General features: G+C 60.7%; 18 protein-coding genes. 15 read left to right on the top strand and 3 right to left on the bottom strand.

Going from position 1 to position 19,185, the window contains the following annotated elements:
* The first annotated feature begins 197 nt into the window (after nucleotides 1-197).
* Nucleotides 198-446, top strand: coding sequence for a DUF6124 family protein (locus QF043_RS09670; protein WP_307418324.1), 249 nt, complete (start codon nucleotides 198-200; stop codon nucleotides 444-446).
* Nucleotides 447-565: 119 nt separating this feature from the next.
* Here the strand turns inward: QF043_RS09670 and QF043_RS09665 are convergent, their stop codons facing one another.
* Nucleotides 566-1,849 carry a Zn-dependent hydrolase gene (locus QF043_RS09665; RefSeq protein WP_307418323.1) on the bottom strand — a complete coding sequence of 428 codons (1,284 nt, stop codon included), beginning with the start codon at nucleotides 1,847-1,849 and terminating at the stop codon, nucleotides 566-568.
* Between the two features lie 157 nt (nucleotides 1,850-2,006).
* The gene (locus tag QF043_RS09660) at nucleotides 2,007-3,494 is read right to left on the bottom strand and encodes an NCS1 family nucleobase:cation symporter-1 (protein WP_307418322.1); all 1,488 of its coding nucleotides are present in this window, start codon (nucleotides 3,492-3,494) and stop codon (nucleotides 2,007-2,009) included.
* 592 nt (nucleotides 3,495-4,086) lie between these two features.
* On the opposite strand from QF043_RS09660, the gene hydA reads away from it, so the two are divergent.
* The 3 genes from hydA to preA all read left to right on the top strand — a co-directional run bounded on the left by hydA (nucleotide 4,087) and on the right by preA (nucleotide 8,330).
* Nucleotides 4,087-5,526 carry a dihydropyrimidinase gene (gene hydA, locus QF043_RS09655; RefSeq protein ID WP_307418321.1) on the top strand — a complete coding sequence of 480 codons (1,440 nt, stop codon included), beginning with the start codon at nucleotides 4,087-4,089 and terminating at the stop codon, nucleotides 5,524-5,526.
* A 162-nt stretch (nucleotides 5,527-5,688) separates the two neighbouring features.
* Nucleotides 5,689-7,056: an NAD(P)-dependent oxidoreductase gene (locus QF043_RS09650; protein ID WP_307418319.1), complete on the top strand. Its 1,368-nt coding sequence runs from the start codon at nucleotides 5,689-5,691 to the stop codon at nucleotides 7,054-7,056.
* The gene (preA, locus tag QF043_RS09645; RefSeq protein WP_307418317.1) at nucleotides 7,056-8,330 is read left to right on the top strand and encodes an NAD-dependent dihydropyrimidine dehydrogenase subunit PreA; all 1,275 of its coding nucleotides are present in this window, start codon (nucleotides 7,056-7,058) and stop codon (nucleotides 8,328-8,330) included. The genes QF043_RS09650 and preA overlap by 1 nt, the downstream gene beginning before the upstream one ends.
* Nucleotides 8,331-8,487: 157 nt before the next feature.
* On the opposite strand, the gene QF043_RS09640 is transcribed toward preA, so the two are convergent.
* Nucleotides 8,488-9,108: a TetR/AcrR family transcriptional regulator gene (locus tag QF043_RS09640; protein ID WP_065931121.1), complete on the bottom strand. Its 621-nt coding sequence runs from the start codon at nucleotides 9,106-9,108 to the stop codon at nucleotides 8,488-8,490.
* A 188-nt stretch (nucleotides 9,109-9,296) separates the two neighbouring features.
* Between QF043_RS09640 and QF043_RS09635 the strand changes: the two genes are divergently transcribed.
* From QF043_RS09635 to QF043_RS09585, 11 genes are all read left to right on the top strand, one after another.
* Nucleotides 9,297-10,160, top strand: a complete 864-nt coding sequence (locus QF043_RS09635) for a GGDEF domain-containing protein (RefSeq protein WP_307418315.1) — start codon at nucleotides 9,297-9,299, stop codon at nucleotides 10,158-10,160.
* Between the two features lie 75 nt (nucleotides 10,161-10,235).
* Complete coding sequence (locus QF043_RS09630; RefSeq protein WP_305454178.1) at nucleotides 10,236-10,679, top strand: GNAT family N-acetyltransferase; 444 nt, start codon at nucleotides 10,236-10,238, stop codon at nucleotides 10,677-10,679.
* Between the two features lie 17 nt (nucleotides 10,680-10,696).
* Entirely contained in the window at nucleotides 10,697-11,062 is a 366-nt protein-coding gene (copC, locus tag QF043_RS09625; protein WP_307418314.1) for a copper homeostasis periplasmic binding protein CopC, read from the top strand.
* A gap of 3 nt (nucleotides 11,063-11,065) precedes the next feature.
* A complete protein-coding gene (gene copD / locus QF043_RS09620; protein WP_307418313.1) occupies nucleotides 11,066-11,917 on the top strand; it encodes a copper homeostasis membrane protein CopD in 852 nt (283 codons plus the stop codon).
* Nucleotides 11,918-12,190: 273 nt separating this feature from the next.
* The gene (locus QF043_RS09615) at nucleotides 12,191-13,453 is read left to right on the top strand and encodes an OprD family porin (RefSeq protein WP_305454181.1); all 1,263 of its coding nucleotides are present in this window, start codon (nucleotides 12,191-12,193) and stop codon (nucleotides 13,451-13,453) included.
* 231 nt (nucleotides 13,454-13,684) lie between these two features.
* Nucleotides 13,685-14,503 carry an NAD(P)-dependent oxidoreductase gene (locus QF043_RS09610; protein WP_307418312.1) on the top strand — a complete coding sequence of 273 codons (819 nt, stop codon included), beginning with the start codon at nucleotides 13,685-13,687 and terminating at the stop codon, nucleotides 14,501-14,503.
* Nucleotides 14,504-14,533: 30 nt separating this feature from the next.
* Nucleotides 14,534-15,409 carry an SMP-30/gluconolactonase/LRE family protein gene (locus tag QF043_RS09605; protein WP_307418311.1) on the top strand — a complete coding sequence of 292 codons (876 nt, stop codon included), beginning with the start codon at nucleotides 14,534-14,536 and terminating at the stop codon, nucleotides 15,407-15,409.
* Between the two features lie 51 nt (nucleotides 15,410-15,460).
* Nucleotides 15,461-16,423: a TRAP transporter substrate-binding protein gene (locus QF043_RS09600; protein WP_307418310.1), complete on the top strand. Its 963-nt coding sequence runs from the start codon at nucleotides 15,461-15,463 to the stop codon at nucleotides 16,421-16,423.
* Nucleotides 16,424-16,487: 64 nt separating this feature from the next.
* Nucleotides 16,488-17,015, top strand: coding sequence for a TRAP transporter small permease (locus QF043_RS09595; protein WP_307418309.1), 528 nt, complete (start codon nucleotides 16,488-16,490; stop codon nucleotides 17,013-17,015).
* Nucleotides 17,015-18,295 carry a TRAP transporter large permease gene (locus tag QF043_RS09590; protein WP_307418308.1) on the top strand — a complete coding sequence of 427 codons (1,281 nt, stop codon included), beginning with the start codon at nucleotides 17,015-17,017 and terminating at the stop codon, nucleotides 18,293-18,295. Before QF043_RS09595 ends, QF043_RS09590 begins: the two co-directional genes overlap by 1 nt.
* The gene (locus QF043_RS09585; RefSeq protein WP_307418307.1) at nucleotides 18,295-19,152 is read left to right on the top strand and encodes an aldose 1-epimerase; all 858 of its coding nucleotides are present in this window, start codon (nucleotides 18,295-18,297) and stop codon (nucleotides 19,150-19,152) included. Before QF043_RS09590 ends, QF043_RS09585 begins: the two co-directional genes overlap by 1 nt.
* The last annotated feature ends 33 nt before the right edge of the window (nucleotides 19,153-19,185 follow it).

Below are 19,185 nucleotides of genomic sequence, written 5' to 3'. Positions count from 1 at the left end.
ATAGATTAGGACACACCCTGCACCAGCCCCTCAAAACGGGCTTTTTCCTACAGGTTTTTAGGGTTGTTGCTCGGAACTGCCCTGACTAATCTTCACGGGTCGCTGCCAACTCAGCGACCGGTCGTGAGAAGCCGAATTCCTCCTAGAACCTATGCGCCCACATTCCGTGGCCGCTCGTTTACTAAAAGGGCTTCGCGATGAACAAAGACCACGCAACTGCAGACTCAAACCTGCTCTTCACCCTCCGCCCCAACCTCGACACCGAAACCCTGCTGGTCAATGCCTCTCAGGATCTGGAATCCATCACTGCCATCGCGGCGAACCTGGCTTTTGAAGTTGAAGGTCCGCAGCGCAGCGTGGTGCTGGGGATTTGTCGGATGGTGGAGGGTGTGCAGTTGCTGGTTGATCGGGTCGTGGAGGGAAGCGGCGAGGCAAGTGTGCAGTAACGGCGTCGCCTGTCAGGGCCTCTTCGCAGGCAAGCCAGCTCCCACATTTGGAATGTATTCACAGATCAAAATGTGGGAGCTGGCTTGTCGGGTCGCCGCATCGCTGCGATAGCGGCCTATCAGGCAGCGAGCTTCCCACTGGCAATCGCCGCCGACGCCGCTACCATCGCCCGCAACAACACCGCACACCCCGCCGCCAGATCATCCGGCGCGGCATTCTCGATTTCGTTGTGGCTGATGCCGCCTTCACACGGCACGAAGATCATCCCGGCCGGGCCCAGTTCAGCGACAAAGATCGCGTCGTGCCCTGCCCCGCTGACAATATCCATGTTCGACAAGCCCAACCCATTCGCCGCATCACGCACCGCGTCCACGCAACCTTTGTCGAAGTACAACGGCGGGAAGTCAGCAGTGGGTTCCAGCTCAAACGTCAGCCCGTGCTTGGCACAAGTCTCGTCGATCACCTTGCGCACCTGGGCAATCATCGAATCCAGCCGCGCCGGTTCCAGGTGACGGAAGTCCAAGGTCATGCGCACTTCACCGGGGATCACATTGCGTGAGCCTGGGTAGGCTTGCAGGCAACCGACAGTGCCGCACGCATGCGGCTGATGCCCCAACGCCGCGGCGTTCACCGCCGCCACCACAGCGGCCGCGCCCACCAAGGCATCCTTGCGCAGGTGCATCGGCGTCGGCCCCGCATGCGCTTCAACGCCACGCAGTTTCAGGTCAAACCACTTCTGCCCCAATGCTCCCAGCACGACGCCGATGGTTTTCTTCTCGTCCTCAAGAATCGGGCCTTGTTCGATATGTGCTTCGAAATATGCGCCCACCTTGTGACCACTGACCGGCCGCGTGCCCGCGTAGCCAATCGCATTCAACGCATCGCCCACGCTGACGCCATCCACATCGACCTTGGCCAGGGTATCGGCCAGGGTGAACTTCTCGGCAAACACACCCGAGCCCATCATGCACGGCGGGAAGCGCGAGCCTTCTTCGTTGGTCCACACCACCACTTCCAGCGGCGCTTCGGTTTCGATCTTGAGGTCGTTGAGGGTGCGCAGCACTTCCACGCCCGCCAGCACGCCGAAGCAGCCGTCGAACTTGCCGCCGGTGGGCTGGGTGTCGATATGGCTGCCGGTCATCACCGGTGGCAGCTTGGGGTTGCGGCCAGGGCGCCGGGCGAAAATATTGCCGATGCCGTCGATAGTCACGGTGCAACCCGCGTCTTCACACCACTGCACAAACAGGTCGCGGGCCTTGCGGTCGAGGTCGGTGAGGGCCAGGCGGCAGACACCGCCCTTGGGCGTGGCACCGAGTTTGGCCAGGTCCATCAGCGAACGCCACAGGCGGTCGCGGTTGATGTGCTGATGGGTCGATTGCAGAACGTCCAGGGCAGCGTTCATGGGGATCTCCTCAGGCTGTGGTTCTTATGGTTTAACTCGATCCAATGTGAACCGAGCTTGTGTGGGAGCTGGCTTGCCTGCGATACAGGCGACTCGGTATTCCCGCCGAACCGAGGTGATGCAATCGCAGGCAAGCCAGCTCCCACAGTGACCGCATTTACACAGGTGATTTGGCGGCGACCGGGCTGATACGGCGCTTGGCATTCAGGCCGTAATACAACAACCCACCCAACGCCGAGCCGGTGAACCAGCCGTAGCTGTAAAACCAGCTGAACGCATCACTGCCCAGCGACAACAAGGTCAACACCACCGGCACGCCAAAGGCCACAAAGCCGCTCCAATTCCACGCCGGGTACACGTCATCGCGGTACAAACCGGCCAGGTCCAGCTGCTGTTTGCGCGTGATGAAATAGTCCACCACCATGATCCCGGCAATCGGGCCGAGCAGGCTGGAGTAGCCCAGCAACCAGTTGGAATACACGGTTTCCAGGCTCACATCCGAGACAATCAACCCCAGCTTTTTCAGCAGTTCGTGGGCCATCAATGCCAGCCCGACCAGGCCGGTGAGGATCACCGCCGTGGTGCGGTTGATCAGCTTGGGCGCGATGTTCTGGAAGTCGTTGGTGGGCGAGACGATGTTCGCCGCGGTGTTGGTGGACAAGGTGGCGATGATGATCAGCGCCATGGCGATGGCGACCCACACCGGGCTCTGGATATGCCCGATCAAGCTGACCGGGTCGGAAACGCTGACACCCACCAGTTTCACCGAGGCGGCCGTCATGATCACGCCAAGGGCAGCGAACAGGAACATGGTCAGCGGCAGGCCGAAAATCTGCCCGAGAATCTGGTCCTTCTGGCTTTTGGCGTAGCGGCTGAAGTCGGGAATATTCAGCGACAAGGTGGCCCAGAAGCCGACCATGGCAGTGAGCCCGGCCATGAAGTAACCGGTGAGGCTCGCGCCTTCGGGGCGCTTGGGTGGAATTGCCATCAATTCGCTGAGGGAAACATTCGGCATCGCCCACACCAGCAAGCCAATCCCCACCGCCACCAGCAAAGGCGCCGACAAGGTTTCCAGGCGCTTGATCGACTCGGCGCCGCGCAGCACCACCCACAGGTTCAAGGTCCAGAAAATCATGAAGCCGATCACTTCACCGGTGCCGCCGAGGGACTTCCAACCTTCGAAAATCGAACCCAGGAACAGGTGAATCGCCAGCCCGCCGAACATCGTCTGGATGCCAAACCAGCCACAGGCCACCAGCGCCCGAATCAGGCACGGCACGTTGGAACCCAGGATGCCGAAGGACGAGCGCAACAGCACCGGAAACGGAATGCCGTACTTGGTACCCGGGAAGGCGTTAAGGGTCAGCGGGATCAGCACCACAATGTTGGCCAGCAAAATTGCCATCAGCGCCTCGCCCACCGACAGCCCGAAATAGGCGGTGAGCACGCCGCCCAGGGTGTAGGTCGGCACGCAGATCGACATACCGACCCACAGCGCAGTGATGTGCCACTTGTTCCAGGTGCGTTCGTGCACCTTGGTCGGTGCCATGTCGTGGTTGTAGCGCGGGCTGTCGAGGACGTCGGGGCCGGCGTCGAGTTCATACAGGCCGTTGCGCTCAATGACTTGCGATCTGTTCTGTTGCATGGCCGCTCCACGGTTTTTTTAAAATTATTGTTGCTCATCCAGCGCCTGGCGCCGGATGGCCGGAGTACCTCGTAAACAACATGACATCAAGGGCTCGGCCAGCCGCCACTGCACTCAAAATCCGTGCCGACAACCGCACCTTAACCCACACCGCTTATATAACTCACTGATGTTAATCAGCTTTCAGATTGTGCCTACGGTACGTGTCGCCTTACTCAGGCTAAATAACGCGAAAGTTGCCCGAACTATCAGGACTCAATCTGGTGCAACACAATTATTTTTATTTACCCATGCCGTCAAGTGGCATGTCTCAAGCGTCTGATTTGCAATAAGAAATGTTGCTCAATTTAAGAACCTGTCAAGTGCGTCAAAATGGTGAACGGGCGCTACATTTTGGTGATATTTCGTTTTTTCCCTTTAAAATCATAAAGATAAAATCGATATAAGCTTAGGAAAAATCTTCTTGCTCATTCGAAAAACTCGGGCTAGTTTCTATTCCTGTCACCGATGACAGGATTAAACCTTGCATCGGCAAGCAGCATTACAACACTTAGAACTGGCACAAGCCGGTCAAGCCTGTGAGGAACTCGACATGTCGCTGTTGATCCGTGGCGCCACCGTTATTACCCATGATGAAAGTTACCGCGCCGATGTGTTATGCGCAGACGGTCTAATTCGCGCTATTGGCACGAATCTGGACGTTCCCGCCGGCACTGAAACACTCGATGGCAGTGGCCAATACTTGATGCCCGGCGGCATCGACCCGCATACGCACATGCAACTGCCCTTCATGGGCACCGTGGCCAGTGAAGACTTTTTCAGTGGCACGGCGGCGGGTCTGGCAGGTGGCACCACCTCGATCATCGACTTTGTGATTCCCAACCCGCAGCAATCGCTGATGGAGGCCTTTCATCAGTGGCGCGGCTGGGCGGAAAAATCCGCCTCGGATTACGGTTTTCACGTGGCGATTACGTGGTGGAGCGAGCAGGTGCGCGAGGAGATGGCCGAGCTGGTCAGCCACCATGGCATCAACAGCTTCAAGCATTTCATGGCCTACAAAAACGCGATCATGGCGACGGATGACACCCTGGTCGCCAGCTTCGAACGCTGCCTGGAACTGGGCGCGGTGCCGACGGTGCACGCAGAAAACGGCGAGCTGGTGTATCACCTGCAACGCAAGCTGATGGCCCAGGGCATTACCGGGCCGGAAGCGCATCCGCTGTCGCGTCCGTCCCAGGTGGAAGGTGAGGCAGCCAGCCGCGCCATTCGCATCGCCGAGACCATCGGCACGCCGTTGTATCTGGTGCATGTGTCAACAAAGGAAGCACTGGATGAAATCACCTACGCCCGTGGCAAAGGCCAGCCGGTCTACGGCGAAGTGCTGGCCGGGCACCTGCTGCTCGACGACAGCGTGTACCAGCACCCCGACTGGCAAACCGCCGCCGGTTACGTGATGAGCCCGCCGTTCCGTCCGCGTGGGCATCAGGAAGCACTCTGGCACGGCTTGCAGTCCGGCAACCTGCACACCACCGCCACCGACCACTGCTGCTTCTGCGCCGAGCAAAAAGCCGCCGGCCGCGACGACTTCAGCAAGATCCCCAACGGCACCGCCGGTATCGAAGACCGCATGGCGCTGCTGTGGCACGAAGGCGTGAACACCGGGCGTTTGTCGATGCAGGAATTTGTTGCGCTGACGTCGACCAACACCGCGAAGATCTTCAATCTCTACCCGCGCAAAGGCGCGATCCGCGTGGGTGCCGACGCAGACCTGGTGCTGTGGGATCCCGAGGGTACGCGCACGATCTCGGCCAAGACCCACCATCAGAAAGTCGACTTCAACATCTTCGAAGGCAAGACCGTGCGCGGCGTGCCGAGCCACACCATCAGCCAGGGCAAGCTGGTGTGGGCCGATGGTGATTTACGCGCCGAGCGCGGTGCCGGGCGGTATGTGGAACGGCCGGCGTATCCGGCGGTGTTTGAGCAGTTGAGCAAGCGGGCTGCACATTCCAAACCAGTAGCTGTTAACCGCTAAAGCCGCCTTCGCGAGCAAGCCCGCTCCCACATTCGATCCCATTTCAACTGAATAAACGCAGTCGAATGTGGGAGCGGGCTTGCTCGCGAAGAGGCCAACACAGGCGACACAAAACCCAATGCCCATAAGAGGCAGTACCTCAACAACCGTGAGGCCAAAACCGTGATCCAGACCCTGACCCACCTCCCCCATCCCCATGAAGATGGGCCGACACTCGCCAGCCACTTCACCGACCTGGCGCCGCCTCTCAACGCCCGCCAGGCCCAACTGGAAGCCTCGCGCTGCCTGTATTGCTACGACGCGCCGTGCGTGAATGCGTGCCCCAGCGAAATCGATATCCCGTCGTTCATCCGCAATATCCACACCGAGAACGTGCAAGGCGCCGCGCAGAAAATCCTCTCGGCCAATATCCTCGGCGGCAGCTGCGCCCGCGTGTGCCCCACCGAGATTCTGTGCCAGCAAGCCTGCGTGCGTAACAACGCCGAAGAATGTGCGCCGGTGCTGATCGGCCTGTTGCAGCGCTACGCCATCGACAACGCGCACTTCAGCGAACACCCGTTCCAGCGCGCGGCCCCCACGGGTAAACGCATCGCCGTGGTCGGTGCCGGGCCTGCAGGCTTGGCCTGCGCCCACCGCGCCGCCCTGCATGGCCATGACGTGGTGATTTTCGAAGCACGGGAAAAAGCCGGCGGCCTGAATGAATACGGGATCGCCAAGTACAAGCTGGTGGATGATTTTGCCCAGAAGGAGCTGGATTTCCTCCTGCAGATCGGCGGCATCGAGATCCGCCATGGCCAGCGCCTGGGTGGCAACCTGACGTTGAGCGAACTGCACCAGCAATTCGACTCGGTATTTTTGGGCCTGGGCCTCGCCGCCAGCAAACAGCTGGGCTTGCCCCATGAAGACGCGCCCGGCCTGCTCGCCGCCACCGACTACATCCGCGAACTGCGCCAGGCCGATGACCTCAGTCAACTGCCCTTGGCCGACCGCTGCATCGTGCTCGGTGCCGGCAATACCGCCATCGACATGGCCGTGCAAATGGCCCGCCTGGGCGCCCGCGATGTCAACCTGGTGTACCGCCGTGGCCTGGCCGATATGGGCGCCACTCACCATGAACAAGAGATCGCCAAGGCCAATCAGGTGCGGCTGCTGACCTGGGCTCAACCGGATGAAGTGTTGCTGGATGACCAAGGCCGTGTGCGCGGCATGCGCTTTTTGCGCACGCGCATGGAAAACGGTCGCCTGCACCCCACTGGCGAGACCTTTGAACTGGCCTGCGACGCGATCTTCAAAGCCATCGGCCAGGGTTTTGACAACGAGGCGCTGCACGATCCGTTGGCCCAGCAACTGCACCGCGTGGGCGAGCGCATCTTCGTCGACGAGCAGCTGCAAACCAGCATCCCGGGCATCTATGCCGGCGGCGATTGCGTCAGCCTCGGCCAGGACCTCACCGTGCAGGCGGTGCAACACGGCAAGCTGGCCGCCGAGGCCATGCACGCCCAACTCATGCTGAACGTGGAGGCTGCGTAATGGCCGATCTCTCGATTGTATTCGCCGGTATCAAAGCCCCCAACCCGTTCTGGCTGGCCTCCGCGCCGCCCACCGACAAAGCCTACAACGTGGTCCGCGCCTTCGAAGCCGGCTGGGGCGGCGTAGTGTGGAAAACCCTCGGGGAAGACCCGGCGGCGGTCAACGTCTCCTCCCGTTACTCGGCGCACTATGGCGCCAACCGTGAGGTATTGGGCATCAACAATATCGAGCTAATCACCGACCGTTCCCTGGAGATTAATCTCAAGGAAATCACCCAGGTGAAAAAGGATTGGCCCGACCGCGCACTGATCGTGTCGCTGATGGTGCCGTGTGTTGAAGAATCCTGGAAAAACATCCTGCCGTTGGTGGAGGCCACCGGCTGCGATGGTATCGAGCTGAACTTCGGCTGCCCCCACGGCATGCCCGAGCGCGGCATGGGCGCAGCGGTCGGCCAGGTGCCGGAGTACGTGGAACAGGTGACGCGCTGGTGCAAGACGTACTGCTCGCTGCCGGTGATCGTCAAGCTCACGCCGAATATCACCGACATTCGCGTGGCGGCACGTGCGGCGTATCGCGGCGGCGCGGATGCGGTGTCGCTGATCAACACCATCAACTCCATCACCAGTGTGGACCTGGAACGCATGGTCGCCCTGCCGGTGGTCGGCACGCAAAGCACCCATGGCGGTTATTGCGGCTCGGCGGTCAAGCCCATTGCGTTGAACATGGTCGCCGAAATCGCCCGCGACCCGCAGACCCAAGGGTTGCCGATTTGCGGCATCGGCGGCATCGGCAATTGGCGTGATGCGGCGGAATTTGTCGCCCTGGGCTGCGGCGCGGTGCAGGTGTGCACGGCGGCGATGCTGCATGGGTTTCGGATTGTGGAAGAGATGAAGGACGGGCTGTCACGCTGGATGGACAGCCAGGGCTACACCAGCCTGCAGGAATTTTCCGGGCGAGCGGTGAGCAATACCACGGATTGGAAGTACCTGGACATCAACTATCAGGTGATTGCCAAGATCGATCAGCAGGCTTGTATCGGCTGTGGGCGTTGCCATATTGCCTGTGAGGATACGTCGCACCAGGCGATTGCCAGCTTGAAACAGGCGGACGGCACACATAAATATGAGGTGATCGATGATGAGTGCGTCGGCTGCAATTTGTGCCAGATCACCTGCCCGGTGGCCGATTGCATCGAGATGGTGCCAATAGAAACGGGCAAGCCGTTTTTGAACTGGACGCAGGATCCGCGCAATCCTTACCGCGAGGCTGTGTAAGTTACCTTTTGTGGCGAGGGAGCTTGCTCCCGCTGGAGTGCGAAGCACTCCCAAATCAGCAACTGAGCTGTATCTGAATAATCTCGGTTGACTGTATTGGGGCTGCTGCGCAGCCCAACGGGAGCAAGCTCCCTCGCCACAAAGCCCGATAAGACTTCTACGGCTCCAAGCCAATCCCCCGCAAAATCACACTGGTCACCGTCTGAATCGCCTTCTCGAACTGCCTGTCCGACAACGGCTGGTGATCATTCAAGATCTTCACCTGATGATCAAAATCCGCATAGTGCTGGGTCGAGGCCCAAATCATATACAGCAGGCTTGACGGCTCCACCGGCAGGATGCGTTTGTCCTCCACCCACTGACGAATTTTCGCCTCCTTCATCTTGGCCCAGTCGTACAGGCTTTCATCCAGTGCCTCACCGAGCGTCGGCGCGCCGTGGATGATTTCATTCGCCCAGACTTTCGAACCATAGGGCCGCGTGCGCGAGCGCTGCATCTTGGCGCGGATATAACTGCTGAGCACCACCCGTGGGTCGTCGAAGGTTTCAAAGCTCAACGCATCCTGCTTCCACAGGTCCAGCAGGTCGAACAGCACGGCGCTGTACAATTCGCTTTTGGTGCTGAAGTAGTAATGCAGGTTGGAGCGCGGCAGTTGCACTTCTTCGGCAATGTCGGCCATGGCGGTGCTGCCATAGCCCTTCTCGGCGAAGACTTTCTCCGCCGCCAACAGGATTTTCTCGACGTTGCTGCGCCGGATGCCGATCTTGTGATTGCCCATGGATGGTGGAGCCCCAGTCACTTTTAAATACAATTCATTTTCAAGCATCACATCATGAACCGCTTCATTAGGCTACACGCCGTTGATCGCGTGATCAGCGCCCGGGCCGCAAAGCCCGCAGTATTCCAAGGCGTCAGCCTGCGTGATCGGGCTATGATCGGCGCATCTGAACCGGACACCCCAGACCTATGGCCGTTGACCTGCACGCCCTCTACCCGAAATTGATCCACCTGATGCTGGACACGGTCTTCGTGGTCGACAGTGACAACCTGATCGTGTTTGTCAGCGATGCCTGCGAAGCCCTGCTCGGTTACCGCGCCGATGAACTGACCGGCACGCCCATTACCGACTACATGCACCCCGAAGACCTGGCGCGCACGCGGGCCTCGATTGTGCGGGTCATGAATGGCCGGCCCCATGTGGACTTTCGCAACCGTTATCTGCGCAAGGATGGCAGCGTGGTGCACATTCTGTGGGCAGCCTTCTGGTCCGAAGAAGTCGGCGCGCGCATCGGCGTGGCGCGGGACGTGACGGCCCTCACCCAGGCCGAGGAGGAACTGCGCTTCCTCGCCCACCATGACCCATTGACGGCCCTCACTAACCGCTCGTTGTTCAACGACGGCCTGGCGTCGGCCCTGCAAACCGCACGGCGTGATAACACCCGGCTGGCATTGCTGTTTCTGGACGTCAATGACTTCAAGGGCATCAACGATGTGCACGGCCACGCCGTGGGCGACCGCGTGCTCTGCGTGATTGCACGGCGGCTGGAAGGCTGCGTGCGTGAAAGCGACCTGGTGGCACGCATGGGCGGTGATGAATTCACGGTGTTGCTGACCGATGTGCAGTCACACGAAGCGGTCAGCAGCAAAGTGGCGCAGATACTCGCGGCCATGGCCGAGCCGTTGGGCGCTGAGTTTGGCCCGGTCAAGATGCCGTCGTGCAGTGTGGGCGTGGCGTTTTACCCGGCCGACGGCGCAGATGCCGATACCCTGCTCAGCCACGCAGACAGCGACATGTACCGGATCAAAAGGCTGCGGTTGGCCGCCAAGTGATGAAACTTCCTACGCGAACCTTTCCCGCCAAAAACGGATTGGTTAGGATCGCGGTCAACTTGAAGGATCATTGCAATGACTATTCGACCTCGCGTGGCCGCCGACGACCCGGTGCTGGGAGCACTGTGGGAGCGCTCGGTGCGGGCCACCCATGACTTCCTCCCCGAGGATGACATTCAGCGTTTGCTGCCGCTGGTGCGCGACACCTACCTGCCAATGCCGGCCCTCGACGTGTGGGTGTATGAAGACCACCACGGCATCGCCGGTTTTATCGGCACCGGCGGGCATAACGTCGAAATGCTGTTTATCGACCCCGAGCGCCGTGGCCAGGGCGTCGGCCGCCAATTGCTCGACCACGCCCGCGCCCGTCACGACACGCTGACCGTGGACGTCAACGAACAAAACCCGCAGGCCGTGGGTTTCTATCGGCATTATGGTTTTATCCAGGTCGCGCGCTCGCCGCTGGATGGCGAAGGCAAACCCTTTCCCTTGTTGCACATGGCGTTACCGACTCCCTGACTTGAAGGTACTGAACAATGTTGATCAAGAAAGCCCTGACCACCGTGACCCTGCTCGCCTCCCTGCTGGGTGCCTCGGCAGCATTCGCCCACGCCCACCTTAAAAGTTCGACACCGGCGGCCGACAGCACGGTTGCCGCGCCTGCCGACCTGCGCCTGAGCTTCAGCGAAGGCGTCGAAGCCACCTTCACCAAAGTGTCCCTGAGCAAAGACGGCACCGAAGTCGCCATCAAAGGCCTGGAAACCCCGGACGCCGACAAGAAAACCCTGGTCGTCACACCTGCCGCGCCGCTGGCGGCCGGCAACTACAAGGTGGTGTGGAACGCCGTCTCGGTCGACACCCACAAGAGCAACGGTGAATACAGCTTCAAGGTCGGCCAATAACCGATGGCAACCCTGCTGGTGCTGTGCCGCTTCGTGCATTTCATCGTCGTGCTGTTGATGTTCGGGGCCTGTGCCTTCAGGCCCTGGCTGCTCGGCGCGCACCCGGCACTGGACCGACAACTGTTGCGCATCACCCGCGCGCTGGCCTGGCTGGGGTTGCTCTCCGGCGTGGCCTGGTTACTGTTGATCACAGCCAGCATGGCGGGCAGTTGGGATGCGGCGCTGCAACCGGCCACCGTGCAGTTGGTGCTGGGCAAAACCTTTTTCGGCCAGGTATGGGTTTGGCATTTGTTGCTGAACCTGCTGCTGGTGGTGGTGTTGATCAAACCCTGGCCGGCCTTGCGCCTGCCGTTGACCGCACTGCTATTGGCGACCTTGGCCCCGGTCGGCCATGGCGCCATGCTCAATGGGCTGAGCGGGCAATTGCTGATCCTCAATCAGGTGGTGCACCTGGTGTGCGTCGGCGCCTGGCTGGGCGGGTTGTTGTTGCTGGTGCTGATCCTGCGGCTGTCGCCAAAGCCTGGGCTGGAGCCGATCCTCAAGCGCTTCAGCGGTGTGGGTTATGGCCTGGTTGCCGGTTTGCTGGTGACGGGCCTGATCAATGTTCGGGTGCTGACCGGGCAGCTGTGGCCCACGCCGCTGTTCAACGGGTTTGCACTGATTCTGTTGATCAAGGTGCTGCTGGTACTGGGCATGTTGGCGCTGGCGCTGTTGAACCGGTTGCGTATCGAGCGCTGTGAGGAGCGAGTGGGCAGTTTGAAGGCCAGTGTGATGCTCGAATGGGTGTTGGGTATTGCAGCAGTAGCCGCGGTGTCCCTGCTGGGTACCTTGCCGCCAATGGTGATGGCTGGCTGACCCCACGCAAAGCTCCAGTCGAACTCGGTCAAAATGTGGGAGCGGGCTTGCTCGCGAATGCGGTGGACCAGTCACTCTATTTTTCGACTGACATACCGCATTCGCAGGCAAGCCAGGTCCCACATGGACCGTGCCCACTTTTGACCGATGCAGACTTAGTCATCGTATAACTTCTACTTGACAGGCCCCGAAAACCCCGCAAATATCCCTCGCAATGTTGTACGACAACGTATAACAAATAATAAAAACAACAAAACGAAAGGGAGCTTCACTGTGCCTCAATTCGCCCGTAATTCCTCCTCGCGTCTCGGTCTTATCAGCTTCAGCAGCCTGGCACTCGCCCTGCCCCTCAGCGCCCAGGCCGAGGGTTTTCTCGACGATGCCAAAGCCACGCTCAACCTGCGCAACGCCTACTTCAATCGCAACTTCACCAACCCCACGTACCCACAGGCCAAGGCCGAGGAATGGACGCAGAACTTCATTCTCGACGCCAAATCCGGCTTTACCCAAGGCACCGTGGGCTTCGGGATTGACGTGCTGGGCCTGTATTCGCAGAAGCTCGACGGCGGCAAGGGCACCGGTGGCACGCAGCTATTGCCGATCCATAGCGACGGCCGCCCTGCCGACAATTTCGGACGCCTGGGCGTAGCGCTGAAAACCCGGCTGTCAAAAACCGAACTGAAGGTCGGCGAATGGATGCCGGTGCTGCCGATCCTGCGCTCGGACGACGGCCGCTCCTTGCCGCAAACCTTCCGTGGCGGCCAGGTCACCTCCAATGAAATCGCCGGGCTGACGCTCTACGGCGGCCAGTTTCGCGGCAACAGCCCGCGCAACGACGCGAGCATGGAAGACATGTTCATGAACGGCAAAGCGGCGTTCACCTCCGACCGTTTCAACTTCGGTGGCGGCGAATACACCTTCAACGACAAACGCACCCAGGTCGGCGTGTGGTACGCCGAACTCACCGACATCTACCAGCAGCAGTACCTGAACCTGACCCACAGCCAGCCGGTCGGCGACTGGACCTTTGGCGCCAACCTCGGGTTTTTCAATGGCAAGGAAGACGGCAGCGCGCTGGCCGGTAACCTCGACAACAAAACCTATTCCGCCCTGCTCTCGGCCAAATACAAAGGCAACGCCTTCTATGTAGGCCTGCAAAAACTCACCGGCGACAGCGTATGGATGCGGGTCAACGGCACCAGCGGCGGCACCCTGGCCAACGACAGCTACAACGCCAGCTACGACAATGCCAAGGAAAAATCCTGGCAGATACGCCATGACTTCAACTTCGTGGTGCTCGGCATTCCGGGGCTGACCATGATGAACCGGTACATCAGCGGCAATAACGTGCACACCGGCGCCATCACCGATGGCAAGGAATGGGGTCGCGAGTCGGAGCTGGCCTACACGGTGCAGAGCGGCACACTGAAGGATTTGAATGTGCGCTGGCGCAACTCGACCATGCGTCGGGATTTCAGCAACAACGAGTTTGATGAGAATCGGATCTTTGTCAGCTACCCGATCTCGTTGCTGTAACGCGCCCCCTGCAGGAACCGGCATTTGTGGCAGCCCGCTTGTGTGGGAGCTGGCTTGCCTGCGATAGCGGAGTATCAGCAAAAGAAATGTCAGTTAGCGGACCGCAATCGCAGGCAAGCCAGCTCCCACCTTTTGAGCGCCACTTGCCTGCAAGGGCGTTGACAATCCAGGGAATCCAAAACGATACTTCCACCAAGTCATACGACAACCTACAACAACAATGGAATTCCCATGACCACCACCACGCCTGCTCCCTTCAACCGCCTGCTGCTCACCGGTGCTGCCGGCGGCCTGGGCAAAGTCTTGCGCGAACGCATGCGCCCTTATGCCCAGGTATTGCGCCTGTCGGACATCGCCAACATGGCCCCGGCGGCCGGCGAGTTCGAAGAAGTGCGACCCTGTGACCTGGCCGACAAACAAGCCGTGCACCACTTGGTGGAAGGCGTCGATGCCATCCTGCATTTCGGTGGTGTGTCGGTGGAGCGCTCTTTCGAAGAGGTGCTGGGCGCTAACATCAGCGGCATTTTCCATATCTACGAAGCCGCCCGCCGCCATGGCGTGAAACGCGTGATCTTCGCCAGCTCCAACCATGTGATCGGCTTCTATAAGCAGGACGAACACATCGACGCCCACTCCCCACGTCGCCCGGACAGCTACTACGGCCTGTCCAAGTCCTATGGCGAAGACATGGCCAGCTTCTACTTCGACCGCTACGGCATCGAGACCGTGAGCATCCGTATCGGCTCCTCGTTCCCGGAACCCCAGAACCGCCGGATGATGCACACCTGGCTGAGTTTCGATGACCTGACCCAACTGCTCGAGCGCGCGCTGTACACGCCGAATGTGGGCCACACCGTGGTCTACGGCATGTCGAATAACCTCGATACCTGGTGGGACAACCGTTACGCCGCGCACCTGGGTTTTGCGCCCAAGGACAGCTCCGAAGTGTTCCGCGCCAAGGTCGAAACCCAGCCGCCAGTGGCCGCCGACGACCCGGCCGCGATCTACCAGGGCGGCGCGTTCTGCGCGGCGGGGCCGTTTGGTGACTGAACGCACATCAACCCAAGGGAATGAGTTGCCATGACCGCTGAACTGATCGTCGATGCCCGCAATGCCGTGGGCGAATGCCCGGTGTGGGTGCCGCAGGAAAACGCGCTGTACTGGGTGGACATCCCCAACGGCGGCCTGCAACGCTGGAACGCCGCCACCGGCCACGTGGCCGCCTGGAAAGCCCCGCAGATGCTTGCCTGTATTGCCCGCACCGACGCGGGCAATTGGCTTGCGGGCATGGAAAGCGGGTTTTTCCAACTCACCCCGCATCACGACGGCAGCCTCGACACCACGCCTCTGGCGAGTGTCGAACACCCGCGCCCGGACATGCGCCTCAACGATGGCCGCTGTGATCGCCAGGGCCGTTTCTGGGCCGGCAGCATGGTGCTGAACATGGGCTTGAATGCGGCCGAAGGCACCCTTTACCGCTATGCGTCAGGCGCCGCGCCCCATGCGCAACTGAACGGGTTCATCACCCTCAACGGCCTGGCCTTCAGCCCGGACGGCCGCACGATGTACGCCTCGGATTCACACCCGATGGTGCAGCAAATCTGGGCTTTCGATTACGACACCGACACCGGCACGCCGTCCAACCGCCGGGTATTTGTCGACATGCATCAATTCCTCGGGCGCCCCGATGGCGCGGCGGTCGACGCTGACGGCTGCTACTGGATCTGCGCCAACGACGCCGGGCTGATTCACCGCTTCACCCCGGATGGCCGCCTGGACCGCTCCCTCAACGTGCCCGTCAAAAAACCTACCATGTGCGCCTTCGGCGGCAGCCGGCTGGACACCTTGTTCGTCACCTCGATCCGTGATGACCACAGTGAGCAGTCGGTCGCCGGCGGCGTGTTTGCCCTCAACCCCGGCGTCAGCGGATTGCCGGAGCCCACGTTCACCCTCTAGCTGCATCGCTGTGCCTTGAATACAACAACAATAAGACAGGAGTGACACCCCATGGACTTCAAACGCACTTTGCTCGCCGCTGCATGCTTTACCCTCAGCACCGCCGCCCACGCGCTGGAAATCAAATTCGCCGACATCCACCCCGCCGGCTACCCCACTGTCGTTGCCGAAGAGAACATGGGCAAGGCCCTGACCAAAGCCAGCAACGGCGAACTGACCTTCAAATACTTCCCGGGCGGTGTCCTGGGCTCCGAAAAAGAAGTGGTCGAACAGGCCCAGGTCGGCGCGGTGCAGATGACCCGCGTCAGCCTCGGCATTGTCGGGCCGGTGGTGCCGGACGTGAACGTGTTCAACTTGCCGTTCGTGTTCCGCGACCAGGCGCATATGCGCAAAATCATCGACGGCGAGATCGGCGATGAAATCCTCGCCAAGATCACCGACTCCGAGTTCGGCCTGGTGGCCCTGGCCTGGATGGACGGGGGCACGCGCAACCTTTACACCAAGAAGCCGGTGCGCAAGATCGAAGACCTCAAGGGCATGAAAATTCGTGTTCAGGGCAACCCGATCTTCATCGAAGCCTTCAACGCGATGGGCGCCAACGGCATTGCCATGGACACCGGCGAAATCTTCAGCGCCTTGCAGACCGGCGTCATCGACGGCGCGGAAAACAACCCGCCGACGTTGCTGGAGCACAACCACTTCCAGAACGCCAAGTTCTACACCCTCACCGAACACTTGATCCTGCCCGAACCCATCGTGATGTCAAAAATCACCTGGAACAAACTCACGCCTGCCCAGCAAGACCTGGTGAAAAAAGCCGCCAAGGTCGCCCAGCAAGATGAGCGCGCGCTGTGGGACGCCAAGTCCGCCAGCAGCGAAACCAAACTTAAGGCTGCCGGCGTCGAGTTCATCACTGTCGACAAAAAACCCTTCTATGACGCCACCGCAGCGGTTCGCGCCAAGTACGGTGCGGCTTACGCCGACATCATCAAGCGCATCGACGCGGTCGAGTAATCACCCTTCCCTTTAGTCAGGCCCGGCGCGGTCGGCATCGACGCGCCCGGTTACGGTGAACGCCATGAAGAATTTTGTGCTGCGCATCAACGACCGCATTTACATGACCTGCATCTGGGTCGCCGGCCTCTCGGTGCTCGGGGTCGCGCTGATCATCCCCTGGGGCATCTTCGCCCGCTACATCCTCGGCACCGGTGCAAGCTGGCCGGAGCCCACCGCCATTCTGCTGATGCTGGTGTTCACGTTTGTCGGCGCGGCGGCCAGTTACCGTGCCGGCGCGCATATGTCGGTGGCCGTGGTCACCGACCGCCTGCCAGCGCGCCAACGGCAAATCGTCAGTGTTATCACGCAACTGCTGATGGCCACCATCTGCCTGTTCATGACCGTCTGGGGCAGCAAGCTGTGCCTGTCCACCTGGAACCAGTTCATGAGCGCGATCCCCACCCTGCGTGTGGGCATCACCTATATGCCGATCCCGATTGGCGGGCTGCTGACGCTGGTGTTCGTGCTGGAAAAACTCTTGTTCGGTGACCAGAGCCAGCGCCGTGTGGTGCGCTTCGACCTGGTTGAAGAAAACGAAGGGGCTGCCTGATGGACGCATTGATACTGCTGGGCAGTTTTATCGCCTTGATCCTGATCGGCATGCCGGTGGCCTACGCCCTCGGGCTGTCGGCGCTGATCGGCGCGTGGTGGATCGACATCCCGTTCCAGGCCTTGATGATTCAGGTCGCGGGTGGGGTGAACAAGTTTTCGCTGATGGCGATTCCGTTCTTTGTGCTGGCCGGGGCGATCATGGCCGAGGGCGGCATGTCGCGACGCCTGGTGGCATTTGCCGGGGTGCTGGTGGGGTTTGTGCGCGGTGGCCTGTCGTTGGTGAACATCGTGGCGTCAACGTTTTTTGGCGCGATTTCCGGATCGTCGGTGGCCGACACCGCCTCGGTCGGCTCGGTGTTGATCCCGGAAATGGAGCGCCAGGGTTATCCACGCGAGTTCTCCACCGCCGTTACGGTCAGCGGCTCGGTGCAGGCCTTGCTGACGCCGCCCAGCCACAACTCGGTGCTCTACTCCCTGGCAGCCGGCGGCACGGTCTCGATTGCCTCATTGTTCATGGCCGGCGTGGTGCCTGGGCTGCTGATGAGCGCGTGCCTGATGGTGCTGTGCCTGATCTTCGCGAAAAAGCGCAATTACCCCAAGGGCGAGGTCATCCCGCTGAAACAGGCGCTGAAAATCTGCGCCGATGCACTCTGGGGCTTGATGGCCATGGTGATCATTCTCGGCGGCATCCTCTCGGGCATTTTCACTGCCACCGAGTCGGCCGCGATTGCCGTGCTCTGGGCATTTTTCGTGACCATGTTCATCTACCGCGACTACAAATGGCGCGAGCTGCCCAAGCTGATGCACCGCACGGTGCGCACCATTTCCATTGTGATGATCCTGATCGCCTTCGCGGCCAGCTTCGGCTACATCATGACCCTGATGCAGATCCCGGCGAAGATCACCACGCTGTTCCTGACTCTGTCGGACAACCGCTACGTGATCCTGATGTGCATCAACGTCATGCTGCTGTTGCTCGGTACGGTGATGGACATGGCGCCGCTGATTTTGATCCTCACGCCGATCCTGCTGCCGGTGATCCTCGGTATCGGTGTCGACCCGGTGCACTTCGGCATGATCATGCTGGTGAACCTCGGCATCGGCCTGATCACTCCGCCAGTGGGCGCGGTGCTGTTCGTGGGCGCGGCGGTGGGCAAGGTCAGTATCGAGAAAACCGTGGCGGCGTTGCTGCCGTTTTATGCGGTACTGTTCCTGGTCTTGATGGCGGTCACCTACATTCCCGCGTTGTCCCTGTGGCTTCCTGGGCTGGTGCTCTGATGATAGAACTGGAAGACAACCTGACCCGTCTCACCCTCGCCCCGGCCGTGGGTGGCAGCATCGTCAACTGGACGGTGCGCGCCACCGGGCAGCCGCTGTTGCGCCCTAGCGACGAAGCGGCGTTGAACACCGGGCTGCCGGGCAAGCTGGCGTGTTACCCGCTGGCGCCGTGGTCCAATCGAGTGGCCCAAGGCGGTTTCGACAACCCCGGCGGCTGGCTGGCACTCACGCCCAACAGCCCGCTCGATCCGCTGCCGATTCACGGTTCGGCCTGGCAACAGGCGTGGCAGGTGGTAAGCCAGACGGCGGATGAGGTGGTGCTGACGGTGGCGTGCGAGACGCCGTTCGCCTATCGCGCCGACCAGCGGTTTCGCTTACGTGGCGGCGAACTGAGTCTCGAATTGCGCGTGACGCACCTGGCCGAAGACGCCGCGTGGCACGGCCTGGGGTTGCATCCGTACTTGCCACGCAGGCCGGGCACGCGGTTGCAGGCCAAGGCGTCCCAGGTGTGGATGAGTGATGCATCCAAGCTGCCAACCGGGTTGGCGGCGGTGCCTGCCGAATGGGATTTCACTCAGCTCAAGGGGCTGCCGCAAGGCCTGGTGGACAATGGGTTTTGCCAGTGGGACGGGCATTGCCGCATTGAACAGCCGGAGCTGGGCTATGCCCTGGAGTGCCAGGCCAGCGGCGCCGATTACTTCCTGCTGTTCTGCCCGCCGGGGTTGGGGTTCTTTTGCATCGAGCCGGTGAGTCATCCGGTGAATGCGCATCACCTGCCTGGGCGGCCGGGGCTGAAGCTGCTCGAGCAAGGCCAATCAACCCAACTCGATTTCACCCTGAAATACCAACCTTTATAACCCCAAAAAACCCTGTGGGAGCCGGGCTTGCCC

It is taken from the genome of Pseudomonas sp. W3I7, assembly GCF_030816095.1.
GTDB lineage: Bacteria > Pseudomonadota > Gammaproteobacteria > Pseudomonadales > Pseudomonadaceae > Aquipseudomonas > Aquipseudomonas salomonii.
The sequence above is the reverse complement of the archived record's forward strand: the minus strand, read 5'-3'. Positions and strand labels throughout refer to the sequence as shown.

What these genes read in the sequence shown, in the direction of transcription:
- QF043_RS09670 (WP_307418324.1), top strand. Translation starts at nt 198, where the DNA reads ATGAACAAAGACCACGCAACTGCAGACTCAAACCTGCTCTTCACCCTC.
- QF043_RS09665 (WP_307418323.1), bottom strand. Translation starts at nt 1,849, where the DNA reads ATGAACGCTGCCCTGGACGTTCTGCAATCGACCCATCAGCACATCAAC.
- QF043_RS09660 (WP_307418322.1), bottom strand. Translation starts at nt 3,494, where the DNA reads ATGCAACAGAACAGATCGCAAGTCATTGAGCGCAACGGCCTGTATGAA.
- hydA (WP_307418321.1), top strand. Translation starts at nt 4,087, where the DNA reads ATGTCGCTGTTGATCCGTGGCGCCACCGTTATTACCCATGATGAAAGT.
- preA (WP_307418317.1), top strand. Translation starts at nt 7,056, where the DNA reads ATGGCCGATCTCTCGATTGTATTCGCCGGTATCAAAGCCCCCAACCCG.
- QF043_RS09640 (WP_065931121.1), bottom strand. Translation starts at nt 9,108, where the DNA reads ATGGGCAATCACAAGATCGGCATCCGGCGCAGCAACGTCGAGAAAATC.
- QF043_RS09635 (WP_307418315.1), top strand. Translation starts at nt 9,297, where the DNA reads ATGGCCGTTGACCTGCACGCCCTCTACCCGAAATTGATCCACCTGATG.
- QF043_RS09630 (WP_305454178.1), top strand. Translation starts at nt 10,236, where the DNA reads ATGACTATTCGACCTCGCGTGGCCGCCGACGACCCGGTGCTGGGAGCA.
- copC (WP_307418314.1), top strand. Translation starts at nt 10,697, where the DNA reads ATGTTGATCAAGAAAGCCCTGACCACCGTGACCCTGCTCGCCTCCCTG.
- copD (WP_307418313.1), top strand. Translation starts at nt 11,066, where the DNA reads ATGGCAACCCTGCTGGTGCTGTGCCGCTTCGTGCATTTCATCGTCGTG.
- QF043_RS09610 (WP_307418312.1), top strand. Translation starts at nt 13,685, where the DNA reads ATGACCACCACCACGCCTGCTCCCTTCAACCGCCTGCTGCTCACCGGT.
- QF043_RS09605 (WP_307418311.1), top strand. Translation starts at nt 14,534, where the DNA reads ATGACCGCTGAACTGATCGTCGATGCCCGCAATGCCGTGGGCGAATGC.
- QF043_RS09600 (WP_307418310.1), top strand. Translation starts at nt 15,461, where the DNA reads ATGGACTTCAAACGCACTTTGCTCGCCGCTGCATGCTTTACCCTCAGC.
- QF043_RS09595 (WP_307418309.1), top strand. Translation starts at nt 16,488, where the DNA reads ATGAAGAATTTTGTGCTGCGCATCAACGACCGCATTTACATGACCTGC.
- QF043_RS09590 (WP_307418308.1), top strand. Translation starts at nt 17,015, where the DNA reads ATGGACGCATTGATACTGCTGGGCAGTTTTATCGCCTTGATCCTGATC.
- QF043_RS09585 (WP_307418307.1), top strand. Translation starts at nt 18,295, where the DNA reads ATGATAGAACTGGAAGACAACCTGACCCGTCTCACCCTCGCCCCGGCC.